The following is a 13,271-nucleotide window of genomic DNA, read 5'->3' on the forward strand; positions in this document are numbered from 1 at the left end:
ATCCATTGAACCTGACGGGTCGTCAGATGGGAACCCTCGCGCAGGACGGAGGGGGCGTACGGGATGGAAACCGCACCACCCGATCGCGGGTGAACGCCTTACAGGCCCCGGTACTTCGGCGTTCTGCGCTCCACGAAGCTCGCCACGCCCTCCCGGGCGTCCTGGGTGGTCATGTTGATCTCCTGGGCCGCCGCCTCCGCCGCGAAGGCGGTCCTGCGGTCGCCGTCCAGGGACGCGTTGACCAGCTGTTTGGCCAGGGCGAGCGAGCGGGTCGGGCCCGCCGCGAGCCGCTGGGCCCACTCCCGTGCCACGGCGGGCAGGTCGTCGTCCGGCACCACCCGGTTGACCAGCCCCAGGCGCTCGGCGTCCGCCGCCGCCACCGCGTCCCCGAAGAACATCAGCTCCTTGGCGCGCTGCGGCCCCACGAGCCGCGGCAGCAGATAGGCGCCCCCGCCGTCCGGGACGAGTCCGCGCCGTACGAACACCTCGATGAAGCGGGCCGACTCGGCGGCGAGCACCAGGTCGCAGGCGAAGGCCAGATGGGCGCCGATGCCCGCCGCCGTGCCGTTGACGGCGGCGATCACCGGCTTCTCGCAGTCGAGCACGGCCGCGATGAGCCGCTGGGCGCCCAGGCGGATGGTGCGGGCCACGTCCCCGGCGACCCGCTCACCGGCCATCGCCCCGCCCCTGAGGTCGGCGCCCGCGCAGAACCCCTTGCCGGTCGCGGTGATCACGACGGCCCGTACGGCCGGGTCGGCGTTCGCCCCGTCCAGGAGCGCGATGATCCGCTCCCGCTGCTCCCAGGTCACGGCGTTCATGGCCTCGGGCCGGTCGAGCGTGATCCATGAGACGCCGCTGTCAGTGGTGTGGCGTACGGTCTCCCCAGGGGGACGAAGTCCCCCCGAAGCCGCGGCCTCGGCGGCCCCAGCGACATCAGCGGCGGCCTCATGAGCGGAAGCGGCAGAGCCCGCAGCACTCATGAGCACACCACCAGCGCGTCCAGCGCCACCGCGCCCTGCCCGCGCTCCAGCACCATCAGCGGGTTGATGTCCAGCTCCGCGAGCTCGCCGCCGAGTTCCATGGCCATGCGCTGCACCCGCAGCACCACCTCCACCAGCGCGTCCACGTCGACCGGCGGCCCGCCCCGTACGCCGTCCAGGAGCGCCCGGCCGCGCAGCTCGCCGAGCATGGCGCGGGCCTGCTCCTCACCGAACGGCGGTACGCGCACGGCCGCGTCGCCCAGCACCTCCACCAGGACCCCGCCGAGGCCGACGGTCACGGTCGGCCCGAAGAGCGCGTCGTGGGTGACGCCGACGACCATCTCCACACCCCGCGCGACCATCTGGCAGACGAGCACGCCGTCCAGCTCCACGCCCTCGTACCGGGCGATGTCGGTCAGCTCGCGATACGCGTCCCGCACCTGGCTGGCGGAGGTCAACCCGACCTTCACCAGGCCGAGTTCGGTCTTGTGGGCGAGCCGGGTGCCCGAGGCCTTCATCACCACCGGGTAGCCGACCTGGCCCGCCGCCCGTACGGCCGCGGCGGCGCTGGTCACCAGCTGCTCGCGCGGCACCCGGATCCCGTACGCGCGAAGGAGCTGCTTCGCCGCGTGCTCGCTCAGCTGCCGGCCCGGCCGCATCAGCGCCTGGGCCTTGCGGAACGACGGCGACGGCACGCGCGGCGCCTCGTCGAAGGGCGAGCGGTAGGCGGAGGTGAAGCGGTGGTGGGCGAGGTAGGCGCGGACGGCGCCTATGCAGTTGGAGAACGTACGGAAGGTGGCGACCCGGGACGAGCCCAGCAGCGTCTCGCGGTAGGCGGCCTCGGTGCCGACCGGCGACCCCCACACCACGCACACCAGCTTGTCGGTGTGCTCCGCCGCCTCCACCAGGTCCCGCGCCAGCTGGTCGCTCATGGGCGGGAAGGGCCCGGTGATGGGGCAGATCAGTACGCCGACGGCGGGGTCGGCCAGGATCGCGTCGATGATCTTCCGTCCGCGCCAGTCGCCCACCGGGTGGCCGCCGTTGTCGACGGGGTTGGCCACGTTCAGATACGGCGGTATCCACTCGTGCAGCTCGGCCTGTTTCGCCTCGGAGAGCGTGGGGAGCGTCAGCCCGGCGGCCGTGGCCAGGTCCGCGAAGTGGGCGCCGGTGCCGCCCGAGATCGAGTAGACGACGACCCCGTCGGCCATCGGCGGACGCGCCCGCGCCAGCAGGGCCGAGGTGTCCTGGAGCTCGTCGAGCCCGTCGACGCGGATCACCCCGTACTGCCGCATCGCCGCGTCCACCACCTGGTCCGCGCCGGTCAGCTTGCCGGTGTGGGAGGCGGCGGTGCGGGCCCCGGTCTCGGTGCGGCCGACCTTGACCGCGACCACGGGCACCCGCGCCCGCGCCGCCCGGTCGGCGGCGAGCAGGAAGGAGCGCCCGTCCTTGAGCCCCTCCAGATAGCAGGCGATGGCCCCGGTCCCGGGGCGCTCCGCGAAGTACGAGATGAAGTCGGCGCTCTCCAGGTCGGCCTCGTTGCCGGTGGGCGCCCAGTGGGAGAGCCGGACGCCCAGCTCCTGGAGGGCGAACAGGGGGCGGCCCTGGTGGCCGGACTGGGTGATCAGGGCGATCGCGGGCCCCTCCAGATCGTCCCGGAAGCGCTCGAAGGCGTTGAGGTTGGTGTTGGGGCCGAGCAGCCGCATCCCCGAGCGCGCCACGGCGGCGGCGAGGCGCTCCTGGGCGGCCGCGCCGTCCTCGCCGGTCTCCGCGAACCCGGACGCGAAGGCGACCGCGAACTTCACCTTGGTCTCGGCGAGTTCGTCGATCAGCGGCAGCGGGTCGCCGACCAGCAGCACGGCCAGGTCCACCTGTTCGGGCAGGTCCGCGACGGACGCGGCGCAGGGCAGGCCGAAGACGGAGTCGCGCGTGGGGTGCACGGGGTGGACGCGCGCGCCCACCCGCTCGGCCCAGGCGATCAGCTGGCGGGTGATCCCGGTGTTGGGTCGCCCCTCGGCGTCGGAGGCGCCGACGACGGCCAGCGACTCGGGCCGGAAGAACCGGTCGAGGTCGGGTACGGGCACGTACAGTGGCCGGCCGCTGACGTCCAGATCGCCCTCGGCGGCGGCGGTGCCGTGGACGGCGCCGGGCCGGGGCTGCTCGCCGCAGGCGACCACCCGTGCGCGGAAGTCGGTCGTGAGGGTGCCGTGAGTCGATCCAAGCATCGTTCCGCCCGCTCCTGGTCGATGGCCAACATGGCTCTTGTGGCTCTTGCGCAACTGGCTGGTAACTGACGCATAGTCAGATTACAGACCTGACGACCAGTCAGGAACCGTCCTGCGGGCAAAGGCTCACCGAAGGCTCCGGGACGCGCGGGAGGTCCGGCCGAGTACGTTTTCCGTACCCGCCCGGGGGGCGCCTACCCGTCACCATTGCGCCAACTACGGCGTGCGCGGGCGGCGGGGAAGAGGCGTGCCGACGATGCGTGCCCTCGGCTTCAGGAGCGCGCGACCGCCTTGGCGATCTTCTCGGCGTCGATGGCCAGCTCGCGGAGCATGCCGCTGATGGGGTTGGTGAACCCGGTGAAGTAGAGCCCGGGGGCGGTGGGTGCGGTGCGGCCGCCGTGGACGGTGGGACGGCCCCGCCCGTCGAGCACACCCAACTCGCCGACCAGCCCCTCCAGGGCCCGCCGGTAGCCGGTGGCGGCCACGACGACCTCGGGGGAGATACGGCTGCCGTCGGCCAGCACGACCTTGGCGCCCTCGAACGAGTCGACCGCCGCGACCGGCTCCACCCGCCCCGCCTGCACGGCCGCGATCAGACCCACGTCCTGTACGGGGATGGCGCCTTCGCGTACGCGCGCGTAGAGGCCGGTCTCCGGCCGGGGCAGCCCCTTGTCCGCGAGGTCGGGCACGCTGAGCCGGGCCATGGCCCCGGCCGCCCGGTCCACCAGCGGAACGGGCAGCCGCCGCACCAGGATGCCGGAGGCCTGGGCGGGCCAGCCGGCGGTGGAGCGGCGCAGGATGTGCGGCGCGGTGCGCACGGCGAGCCGCACCCGCCCGGCCCCGCCCTCGACCAGGTCGACGGCGATCTCCGCGCCGGTGTTCCCGCTGCCGACGACGAGGACGTCCTTGCCCGCGTACGGGGCGGGGTTCCGGTACTGCCCAGCGTGCAGCAGGGTGCCGGTGTACGCGTCGGCGCCGGGCCACTCGGGCAGGTACGGGGTGTGGTTGTACCCCGTCGCCACCACGACCGCCCGCCCGGTCAGCCGCCGCCCACCGGTGGCGTGCAGCAGCCAGCCGCCCTCGTCGTCCGCCCCTTCGGCGCGCTCGACCCCCTCGACACCCTCGGCACGCTCGATCCGCTCGATCCGTGAGACCTCGACACCGGTGACGATCTCCAGCTCATGCACCTGGGCGTACTTCTCCAGGTACCGCACGACGTCGGCCCGGGCGACCCAGCGCCCGAACGACCGGGGCATCTTGAGCCCCGGCAGCGCGGAGAGCCGGCGGGTGGTGTGCAGCCGCAGTCGGTCGTAGTGGTGGCGCCAGGAGTCCCCGACGGCGTCGGCCTTCTCCAGTACGACCGCCCGTACGCCCCGCCCGCGCAGGGCGGCGGCGACGGCGAGACCGCCGGGGCCGGCGCCGATGACGTAGACAGGGCGGGTGGGGTCGTTGGTGGCCATGGGAACCGAGCGTAACGACGCACCAACTTGATGGGTCTCGGTCAAGACCTGAATCGGTTACGAATCGATCACGCTCCGGAGTTTGCGTCGGGGGCGGGCGGCGGTGGGGGCGATGTGGCCGGGTGGAGGGTCGCCGCACGGGCTCTTGCGCGGGGCGGCCATGTCCGCTGAACTGACGTACCGTCAGAAACGATTGGGTTGACGGGCGGGTTGATGAGGGGGCCGCGGATGGACTCGCTGGACTCGACGGACTCACTGGAGTGGCAGACGTGGTCGCCGGCTCACGCGATCGGGTGGTTCTGATGAGGCCGGGCGACGCGGCGACGCCGGAGATCGACGCGTTCACGCGCCCGTACTGGGACGCGGCCGCCGAGGGCCGCCTACTGATCCGCCGCTGCGGGGCGTGCGGCCGGGCGCACCACTACCCGCGCGAGTTCTGCCCGTACTGCTGGAGCGAGGACGTGGCGTGGGAGGAGGCGAGCGGCCGGGCCACGCTCTACACCTGGTCGGTGATCCACCGCAACGACCTGCCCCCCTTCGACGCCCGAGTCCCGTACACGGCAGCGGTGGTGGACCTGGCGGAGGGGCCGCGGATGATGACGGAGGTGGTGGGGTGCGGGGAGGGCGAGCTGAGGATCGGGATGGAGCTGTGGGTGGAGTTCCGGGGAGGAGAGGGGGGAGGAGGGGTGGCGGTACCGGTGTTCGGGCCGGGCTGACGTTCCGAGGGCCCTCAGGGGCGCGGGGCTGTGACATATGCGGCTCCGCCGCGTGGGCGCGACCAGCCACAGACGGCCCGTGGACGAACTACGGCCAAAGCAACTCCCGCCCCCACGCACCCGCACCCCCATCCCGCCGGTACCGCAGCCGCACATGCCGCCGCCGCGCATCCCCCTGGAAGAACTCGACCTCCACGGGGTCGAGGACGTACTGCGTCCAGGTCGGTACGGGCGTGTCGGGTGAAGCCGCAGCCCGCACCCACGCCGCCTCAGACGCCGCCGCAAGCTCCGCCACGGACCCCAGCACCTCACTCTGGTGCCCCACCAGCGCCGCGGCCAGCGCCCCGGTCGACCGGGCGTGCAGATCGGCCTGGGCGGCGTCGAAGCCCGCCGGCCGGACGGCCCCGCGCACCCGGACCTGCCGCCCCACGGCGGGCCAGTAGAACCCGAGCGCCGCCGACGGGCAGAGCGCGAGCTGCCGCCCCTTCGCACTGGTGGAGTGCGACCCGAACCACCACCCGCCCGCATCGGCCCCGTGCAGCATCAGCGTCCGTACGTCCGGCCGCCCGTCCCCGTCCACGGTCGCCAGCGTCATCGTGTGCGGCTCGGCCTGGCCCGCGCGCCCGGCATGCATCAGCCACTCCCGGAAGAGCGGCACGGGCTCGTCCGGCGCGGCCTCAGGGTCGAAGTGCGGCAGCTCGACGTCCCAGACGCGCAGGGTGTGCAGATACTCCTCGAATCCCATGTCCATCCGCAGATTGTCACCCGGCGCTCTCACGCTCCCCCGGCGCGAGCCCCTGCGCGCGTGTAAGGGCGTACTCGACGTCGCCGTACTCGTCACCCTCGACGGACGCCGGACGAGCGGTCACTCCCGCGCCGGACGAGCGGTCACTCCCGCGCCGGACGAGCGGTCACTCCCGCGCCAGGACCAGCGGTCACTCCCGCGCCAGGACCAGCGGTCACTCCCGCGCCAGGACCAGCGTCCCCGACGAGCAGAACCACCCGCCCGTGCCCGAAGCCACCGCGAGCCCGGGCAGCCGGCCGTCCGGCTTGTGGACCTGGCCGGGACCGGCCTCGCCGCGCAGCTGCCGTACGGCCTCGACGATGAGGAACAGCCCGCGCATGCCGGGATGGCAGGCGGACAGCCCACCCCCGTCCGTGTTGACGGGCAGCTCCCCGTCCCGCAGCAGCCGCCCCTTCCCGACGAACGCACCACCCTCCCCCTTCGCGCAGAACCCGAGATCTTCAAGAGTCACGAGGGTCATGTACGTGAAGGCGTCGTAGATCTCCGCGAGGTCGATGTCGCAGGGGCGCACCCCGGCCCGTTCGAAGGCGAGGCGGCCCGATACGGCGGCCGGGGAGACGGTGAAGTCGTCCCACTCGGACATCGTGGTGTGGGAGACGGCCATGCCCGAACCGAGCACCCAGACGGGGTCCTTGGCGGTGTCGGGCACGTACTCCTCCGCCGCGAGCAGCACCGCGCAGCCGCCGTCCGAGCGGATGCAGCAGTGCAGCTTGGTGAACGGGTCCGCGATCATCGGCCCGGACAGGACGTCGTCGACGGTGATCGGGTCGCGGAACATCGCGTCGGGGTTGGTCGCGGCGTTGGCGCGCGCCTGTACGGCGATCTCGGCGAGCTGCTCGACGGTGGTGCCGTACTCGTGCATGTGGCGGCGGGCAGCCATCGCGTACTTCGAAATCAAGGTGTGGCCGTAAGGAACTTCGAATTGCAGGGGTCCGCGCCCGCCGAACGACAGATTCGATGTCCTTCGCCCGGCCTTGATGTCGGCACGGGCGGTCGAGCCGTAGACGAGGAGTACAGCGTTGGCGTGCCCGGCGGCGATCGCGTCCACGGCGTGCGCGGCCATCACCTCCCAGGTGGCGCCGCCGACGCCGGTGGAGTCCACCCAGGTCGGCTTCAGCCCCAGGTACTCGGCGACTTCGACGGGCGCGAGCGTCCCGAGCCCCGCGGACCCGAACCCGTCGACGACGCTCCGGTCGAGCCCGGAGTCCGCGAGCGCCCTGCGGGCGGCCTGGGCGTGCAGGGCGTACGGGGTCGCGTCGTCGACGCGACCGGTGTCGGAGAGGGCTGCGCCGACGATGGCGACGCGGCGGGGGCGGGCGCGCGGGCGGGCATCTGCCATGAATCTGACGGTACATCAGTTTCTAAACCCGGCCCCCACCCCTTCCCGAAAGTTCTTGCCGGACTGCTTGGTTGGTGGGTGCGGGATTTGCCTGCGGGTGGCGGCTGGGGACAGCCCCAGCCGGACAGGGGAAGACCATACGAAGGACTCACTCCGTCCCGCAGGGCAGCGTAGGGAACCTTGGTGGCTCAGCCGAGATACGGCCGATCATGGTGCTCCAGATAGTGCGCGAGCCGTAGCCGCTGCGTGTGGTGCAAGGGCATCCCGTCCAAGTCGCCGGGCGAGACATAGCGCAGCTCTGTCGACTCGTCCGACATGGCGAGCTTCCCTCCGACCACGCGTGCCGTGAAGACGACAGCGAACTGCCGGCGAACCTCTCCGTCGCTGTACGCGATGATGTGCCGTGGGTCCGTGTACGTGCCGACCAACCCCGTGATCTCCACGTCCAGGCCCGTCTCTTCCTTGACCTCCCGGACAGCCGTGCCGGGCAGCGACTCCCCGATGTCCATGGCTCCGCCGGGAAGCGCCCACAAGTCGTTGTCCCGGCGCCGCTGGAGGAGGATGCGCCCCTGGGCGTCCGTGACGACGGCAGAGGCGGCAACGACCAGGCTGTTGGGCTTCGGTGCGTTCGGGTCGTCGTAGTACTCGGTCCGTGCCATGCGATCAGCCTTCCACGGGTCGGGCCATCTCCCATACGGCGTTGAAGCTCTCCGCGTAGGTGTCGAACACGCCCCCGCTGCTGTTGCGCCGAAGGTGCCACACGGGCGCACCATAGGCGTTCACGCCCCATACGTGGGCGTTGACCAGCACCTGGTCGTCAGCGCGGTACACGCTGTTGTAGAGCGTCGTTGCGTGGGTCCGCAGATCAATGCCGGGTACTTCCAGTAAGGGCCGGTAGTGCAGGAGTGCCAGACGGCAGCGGCTCTCGATGCCGTGGCCGAATTTCTCTTCCTGACCGCGCTGTTGAACGTTTGTACTATCAGCGTCGCCCAGAGCGATCCGTACCGAGCACCCTTCGGCGGCACGCTCTCTGAGCAAGTCGGTCAGTCGGGGGTACGCCTCGTGAAGGAACACGGCGGCGTACACCAACACGTCGATCTGCTCCCGTGCTGCCGCAAGGAGATCCACGTACACGGAAACCGGCAAGTCCGCCCGCTGGCCGTACAGTGCCACGAGTTCCGGGCTGACGGCCCGTGCGGAACGTGCCTGCCTCAGCGACGGCCAAAGAGCGTGCACGTCTTCCCCCAGCGTCTCGGCGGCTTTGAGCGCCGTTGCTCGCCGTGGTGTTCGGCCGAGATTGACCCATCGTTCAACGGATTTGGGATCGACGCCCGCTGCCTGGGCCAAGCTCCCGTGCGTCCATCCTCCAGAGGCCATGACAGCCCGTAGGCGCTCATTCGACATGGCCGGTCTCTCCCCTAACCAGTGGACGCTGCTTGGGGACGTTCTACCCGCACCGGGACGTCCCGAAGTGGGAAACGTACGAGGTTCCTCCGTCCTGGCGACCGGCGAGAGGATCACCACACCAAGACGTGAGAGGACGGCGAATATGGCCGCTGGCACGCAGATCAAGGACGAGTACAGCACGTACCCACCCGCCAAGAGTCGGTGCTCCGAATGCGGCGAGAAGTTCAGGCCGCTGGTGCCCGCGCGCCGCTTCCAGCGTGCGGGTGCTGGGCCAACCACCGTTCTGTACAGGCACTTTGAGTGCGGCGAGGAGACGGCGCGGTGATCCCCATGGACCAGTACAAGAGTGCGTGTGCGGAAGCTGATCACGTGGCTGCTCTGTTGCGGGCCGCTCTTGTGCGTGTGGGTGTGCCTGAGGCGGAAGCGGCGCGAGTTCGGGGCCTGGTGGCGGGATCGGGGCACCCGTACGTCGAGCTTGGCGCACTGCGCATGGGCTCTGCGGCGAAGCTGTGCGAGGCGCTGCCACCCGCACGGGACAGCGCGACCCCCGTACTGCCCGCCGACGCATTCGACTGACCGGCTTTGGAGCTTCGGGAAGGGGTGGGGCAGCGGAAACTGATGTACCGTCAGATTCGCCGCGTCGACCCGCCCCCCCGGGAGGAGAAGCCGCTCATGGATGTCGACTTCACCCCAGAGCAGCACGAGATCCGCCGCACCCTCCGCACCCTGCTCACCAAACGCTGCGGCCCCGACGAGGTCAAAGCCGCCGTCCGGACCGCCCCGGGGTACGACCAGAGTCTGTGGCGGCAGCTCGCCGTCGAGCTGGGGCTTCCGGGAGTCGCGCTTCCCGAGGCGTACGGCGGGGTCGGCTGCGGTCCCGCCGAACTCGCCCTCGCCTGTGAGGAGACCGGACGCGCCCTCCTGCCGTCCCCGCTCCTCGCGACCGCCGCCCTCGCCGCCCCCCTCCTCCTCGCCCTGGGGACCGAGCCGCAGAAGCGCGCGTACCTCCCCCGGCTGGCGCGCGGTGAGCTCACCGCGAGCCTCGCCGTCCCGGGCCCCGCCCTCGCCCTGGCCCTGGGGCTGACCGGCGACAACGCCGACGGCGCATGGGCGGGGGGCGGGCGCGCCGGGGGCGTGCAGGCCCGGCGGGTCGAGGGCGGATGGCGGCTGTACGGCGAGGCCGCCCAGGTCCTCGACGGCCACCGCGCCGACCTCCTCCTCGTCGCCGCCCACACCGGCGGCTTCACGCGCGGCCGCGTCCGTCTCTTCCTCGTACGCGGAGACGCCGACGGCCTGCACCGGACCCGGCAGACCGCCCTCGACGAGACCCGGGCGCAGGGGAGAGTCCAACTCCGTGATGTGGGGGTCGAGTTGCTGGGCGAAGAGGGGGAGGGGGAGGGAGGGCGGGATCCCCTTGCTGCCCTCCTCGACACCGGCCGTACCGCCGCCGCCACCCTCGCCGCCGAAGCCGTCGGCGCCGCCGCGCACGCGCTGGAGCGGACCGTCGCGTACGTGAAGGAGCGCGAGCAGTTCGGGCGGCCCATCGGGTCGTTCCAGGCCGTCAAACACCGCCTCGCGGACCGTTATGTACAGGTGCAGGCGGCCCGCTCCGCCGCCTACTACGCGGCCTGGGACCCGGACGCCGGCGGGCTCGCCCTCGCGCAGGCCCTGGAGGCGCTGCGGAGCACCGCCGCCGAGGCGATCCAGCTGCACGGCGGCATCGGGTTCACCTGGGAGCACGAGGCCCATCTGTACTTCAAGCGGGCCGCGTCCGACGAGCTGCTCTTCGGGCCCGTACCGCTGCTGCGCGGCCATGCCGCCTACCGGGCCGGGCTGTTCGGGGCGCGTACGTCACGTACGGCGCGAGCGGGCGTCCGGTGACGGGGGCCCGCACCTCGCGCGGCGTACGCCTCGTCCAGAAGGTGTCCTCCACGCGCGCGTTCGCGAAGGTGGCCCCCCATGTCGTTCCCGCCCTCGACCGGGCGGTGCACCGGCTCACCCGGGGCAAGGTGCTGCCGAGCGCGCGGATGCTGCCGGGAGTCGTGCTCACCGCACGCGGTGCCAGATCGGGGCTCGCGCGGCGGACTCCGCTCGCCTGTATGCCGGAGGACGGCGGGACCTGGCTGCTCGTCGGGTCCAACTTCGGCCGTCCCGGCCACCCGGCCTGGACCGGCAACCTGCTGGCCCACCCGGACGCCGAGATCAGCTGGAAGGGGCGCGACCTGCCGGTACGGGCCCGGCTGCTCGCGGGGGAGGAGCGGGCGGCGGCCTGGCGGGCGGCGCTGGCGTTCTGGCCCCCGTACGCCGCGTACCAGGCCCGCGTCGAGCGCGAGATACGGCTCTTCCGGCTGGAGCAGCGGAGGGAGTAACGAGGAGGGAAGGGGGGAGGGTCGCCGGGGCGCGGGACGCCGGCGGGGGCTCACCTGGGTGAACCGCCGCCCGCGCGACAGGACTTGAGGGCGCGCGCCCCGGTTCCCTCCGCCGCCTCTACTTCGTCGGCTTCTTGCCGGTGATGCCCAGATGCACGAGCAGCGCCAGGTTCGGCTTCAGCTCGGCCTGCTTGACGCCCCAGGTCTGGAAGCCCTTCTGGTGCGAGGCGACCGCCGCGAGCATCGCGACGATCGAGCCCGCCATCGCCGCGGGGCTGACGTCCTTGTCGACCTTGCCCTTCGACTGGAGCTCCTTCACCGCGTCCGTAAGGGAGTTGTTCACGGAGTTGAGGATCTTCATACGGATCTTGTAGAACCGTTTGTCGCCCTCGGCCGCGCCCAGATCCACCACACGAAGGATCGCGTCGTTCTTGCGCCAGAAGTCGAGGAATCCCTCGACCAGTTCCTCCGCTGTCTGCCATCCGGCCTTGCCGACCCAGGAGCGGCCCTCGACGAGGCCGGTCAACGCCGCGCCCTTCTTGGCCATTTCCTCCGCGATCTCCAGGACGGCGCCCTCGACGTCCGGGAAGTACTGGTAGAAGGTCGCGGGTGAAGTGCCCGCCTTCCGGGCCACGTCGATGACTTTGACGTCCCGGTACGGCGAGGAGCTGAGCATCTCGCTGAGGCAGTCGAGCAGCTTCTGCCGCGTCGCCTGGCCGCGTCGGCCGGCCACGCGGCCGTCGACGGTGCGTACTTGTCCTGTCATGCCGTCAGCTTACCGAGGGGTGATCGGAGCGCGATTCGGCCGACTGCAAATGGGGGCCGGGGGTTGACGCGCGCGTCGAGTGGGCCCCCGCAGCGCCGCCGGGTCGACCGGGCGTCCGCCACTCGAATGGTGTTATCAACAGCCTGTGGACACATTCTGTGGACAACCCGCGCGGGAAAAGGGCGTAGGTGGCTAAAGTGATCAGAAAGTAGATCGCTTGTTCGATTTACGTCGCTGCGGGGCGTGGCCGGCGCCGTTAGCTTCACCGCACAGGGCGCACTTCGGGCGGGGCTACCCCAGGAAGGGACCGGGAGCATGGGCGGATATGACGGATATCCGGAGGGCGCGCCGTGCTGGGCCGACGCGACGCTGCCCGACCTGGCGGCCGGCAAGCGGTTCTACGGCGCACTGCTGGGCTGGACGTTCGACGACGACGCGGACGCGGCGTACGGCTACTACACCAACGCCTACAGCGAGGGAAAGCGCGTCGCCGCCCTCGTCCCCAAGCGGGACGGCCGCATGCCGACCGCCTGGGGCGTGTACTTCGCGACACCCGACGCGGCGGGGCTCGCGGTGCGGATCACCCAGGCGGGCGGCCGGCTGCTGACCGGCCCGGTGGCGGTCGGACCGTTCGGCACGGCGGCGGTCGCCGCCGACCCCGACGGCGCGGTCTTCGGCCTCTGGCAGGCGGGCAGCCACACCGGCTTCGAGAGGACCGGCGAGCCGGGCTCCTTCTGCTGGGCCGAGGTCTACGTCCGGGACGCCGCGCGGGCCGACGCCTTCTACGAGTCGGTGTTCGGCTTCGAGGGCGACGACCTCGACGGGACCGACGGCGACTTCCGCACCTGGTCGCCCGCGGGCGCCGCGCCCGGCCCCGACACCGCCTTCGGCGGCCGCGCTCTGATGGGGGACACCTTCCCTCCCGAGATGCCTGCCCACTTCCTGGTGTACTTCGCGGTGGCGGACTGCGACGCCACGGCCGCCGCCTGCGTGGAGCTGGGCGGCCGTCTCAAGGCCGAGCCGTTCGACATCGCGTACGGCCGGATGGCGGTGCTCCACGACGACCAGGGCGCGAGCTTCGCCGTCCTCCAGCGGGACTGAGACGGGAGCGGGTGCGGGGCTGAGCCGCGGGGCCGGGGCTGGGCCGGGGCTGAGAGGGGAGCGGGCGCGGGGCTGAGCCCCGGGGCCGGGGCTGGGCCGGGGCTGA

At 72.0% G+C, this 13,271-nt stretch carries 12 protein-coding genes; 4 read left to right on the forward strand and 8 right to left on the reverse strand.

All coding sequences use genetic code 11. The features are described from left to right. Positions 1-98: 98 nt before the first annotated feature. The 3 genes from AB0G17_RS17325 to AB0G17_RS17335 form a co-directional block, all read right to left on the reverse strand. The gene (locus tag AB0G17_RS17325; RefSeq protein ID WP_361382579.1) at positions 99-980 is read right to left on the reverse strand and encodes an enoyl-CoA hydratase-related protein; all 882 of its coding nucleotides are present in this window, start codon (positions 978-980) and stop codon (positions 99-101) included. Further along, complete coding sequence (locus AB0G17_RS17330) at positions 977-3,202, reverse strand: acetate--CoA ligase family protein (RefSeq protein WP_361382582.1); 2,226 nt, start codon at positions 3,200-3,202, stop codon at positions 977-979. Before AB0G17_RS17330 ends, AB0G17_RS17325 begins: the two co-directional genes overlap by 4 nt. A gap of 272 nt (positions 3,203-3,474) precedes the next feature. Next, positions 3,475-4,662, reverse strand: coding sequence for an NAD(P)/FAD-dependent oxidoreductase (locus tag AB0G17_RS17335; protein WP_361382585.1), 1,188 nt, complete (start codon positions 4,660-4,662; stop codon positions 3,475-3,477). Between the two features lie 302 nt (positions 4,663-4,964). Between AB0G17_RS17335 and AB0G17_RS17340 the strand changes: the two genes are divergently transcribed. Continuing rightward, positions 4,965-5,378, forward strand: coding sequence for a Zn-ribbon domain-containing OB-fold protein (locus AB0G17_RS17340; protein ID WP_361382588.1), 414 nt, complete (start codon positions 4,965-4,967; stop codon positions 5,376-5,378). An 88-nt stretch (positions 5,379-5,466) separates the two neighbouring features. On the opposite strand, the gene AB0G17_RS17345 is transcribed toward AB0G17_RS17340, so the two are convergent. The 4 genes from AB0G17_RS17345 to AB0G17_RS17360 all read right to left on the reverse strand — a co-directional run bounded on the left by AB0G17_RS17345 (position 5,467) and on the right by AB0G17_RS17360 (position 8,926). Continuing rightward, the gene (locus tag AB0G17_RS17345) at positions 5,467-6,129 is read right to left on the reverse strand and encodes a pyridoxal 5'-phosphate synthase (RefSeq protein ID WP_361382591.1); all 663 of its coding nucleotides are present in this window, start codon (positions 6,127-6,129) and stop codon (positions 5,467-5,469) included. A 208-nt stretch (positions 6,130-6,337) separates the two neighbouring features. Further along, positions 6,338-7,522 carry an acetyl-CoA acetyltransferase gene (locus tag AB0G17_RS17350; protein ID WP_361382594.1) on the reverse strand — a complete coding sequence of 395 codons (1,185 nt, stop codon included), beginning with the start codon at positions 7,520-7,522 and terminating at the stop codon, positions 6,338-6,340. A 188-nt stretch (positions 7,523-7,710) separates the two neighbouring features. Continuing rightward, the gene (locus AB0G17_RS17355; RefSeq protein WP_361382597.1) at positions 7,711-8,181 is read right to left on the reverse strand and encodes an NUDIX domain-containing protein; all 471 of its coding nucleotides are present in this window, start codon (positions 8,179-8,181) and stop codon (positions 7,711-7,713) included. A 4-nt stretch (positions 8,182-8,185) separates the two neighbouring features. Beyond that, positions 8,186-8,926 (reverse strand): XRE family transcriptional regulator, encoded by a 741-nt coding sequence (locus AB0G17_RS17360; RefSeq protein WP_361382600.1) that lies wholly within the window; start codon positions 8,924-8,926, stop codon positions 8,186-8,188. A 675-nt stretch (positions 8,927-9,601) separates the two neighbouring features. Between AB0G17_RS17360 and AB0G17_RS17365 the strand changes: the two genes are divergently transcribed. Both AB0G17_RS17365 and AB0G17_RS17370 read left to right on the forward strand, forming a co-directional pair. Beyond that, entirely contained in the window at positions 9,602-10,810 is a 1,209-nt protein-coding gene (locus AB0G17_RS17365) for an acyl-CoA dehydrogenase family protein (protein WP_361382603.1), read from the forward strand. Continuing rightward, entirely contained in the window at positions 10,807-11,298 is a 492-nt protein-coding gene (locus AB0G17_RS17370; RefSeq protein ID WP_361382606.1) for a nitroreductase/quinone reductase family protein, read from the forward strand. Before AB0G17_RS17365 ends, AB0G17_RS17370 begins: the two co-directional genes overlap by 4 nt. Positions 11,299-11,416: 118 nt before the next feature. Here the strand turns inward: AB0G17_RS17370 and AB0G17_RS17375 are convergent, their stop codons facing one another. After that, positions 11,417-12,064 carry a TetR family transcriptional regulator gene (locus AB0G17_RS17375; protein ID WP_361382609.1) on the reverse strand — a complete coding sequence of 216 codons (648 nt, stop codon included), beginning with the start codon at positions 12,062-12,064 and terminating at the stop codon, positions 11,417-11,419. A 315-nt stretch (positions 12,065-12,379) separates the two neighbouring features. Here AB0G17_RS17375 and AB0G17_RS17380 point away from each other — a divergent pair, with 315 nt between their 5' ends. After that, positions 12,380-13,165 carry a VOC family protein gene (locus AB0G17_RS17380; protein ID WP_361382612.1) on the forward strand — a complete coding sequence of 262 codons (786 nt, stop codon included), beginning with the start codon at positions 12,380-12,382 and terminating at the stop codon, positions 13,163-13,165. Positions 13,166-13,271 lie beyond the last annotated feature (106 nt).

It is taken from the genome of Streptomyces sp. NPDC023838, assembly GCF_040639555.1.
GTDB lineage: Bacteria > Actinomycetota > Actinomycetes > Streptomycetales > Streptomycetaceae > Streptomyces.

Excerpts from the sequence above, each read along its gene's own strand:
- AB0G17_RS17335 (WP_361382585.1), bottom strand. The coding sequence starts at position 4,662 with ATGGCCACCAACGACCCCACCCGCCCTGTCTACGTCATCGGCGCCGGC.
- AB0G17_RS17345 (WP_361382591.1), bottom strand. The coding sequence starts at position 6,129 with ATGGACATGGGATTCGAGGAGTATCTGCACACCCTGCGCGTCTGGGAC.
- AB0G17_RS17360 (WP_361382600.1), bottom strand. The coding sequence starts at position 8,926 with ATGTCGAATGAGCGCCTACGGGCTGTCATGGCCTCTGGAGGATGGACG.
- AB0G17_RS17375 (WP_361382609.1), bottom strand. The coding sequence starts at position 12,064 with ATGACAGGACAAGTACGCACCGTCGACGGCCGCGTGGCCGGCCGACGC.
- AB0G17_RS17365 (WP_361382603.1), top strand. The coding sequence starts at position 9,602 with ATGGATGTCGACTTCACCCCAGAGCAGCACGAGATCCGCCGCACCCTC.
- AB0G17_RS17325 (WP_361382579.1), bottom strand. The coding sequence starts at position 980 with ATGAGTGCTGCGGGCTCTGCCGCTTCCGCTCATGAGGCCGCCGCTGAT.
- AB0G17_RS17380 (WP_361382612.1), top strand. The coding sequence starts at position 12,380 with ATGGGCGGATATGACGGATATCCGGAGGGCGCGCCGTGCTGGGCCGAC.
- AB0G17_RS17350 (WP_361382594.1), bottom strand. The coding sequence starts at position 7,522 with ATGGCAGATGCCCGCCCGCGCGCCCGCCCCCGCCGCGTCGCCATCGTC.
- AB0G17_RS17355 (WP_361382597.1), bottom strand. The coding sequence starts at position 8,181 with ATGGCACGGACCGAGTACTACGACGACCCGAACGCACCGAAGCCCAAC.
- AB0G17_RS17340 (WP_361382588.1), top strand. The coding sequence starts at position 4,965 with ATGAGGCCGGGCGACGCGGCGACGCCGGAGATCGACGCGTTCACGCGC.
- AB0G17_RS17330 (WP_361382582.1), bottom strand. The coding sequence starts at position 3,202 with ATGCTTGGATCGACTCACGGCACCCTCACGACCGACTTCCGCGCACGG.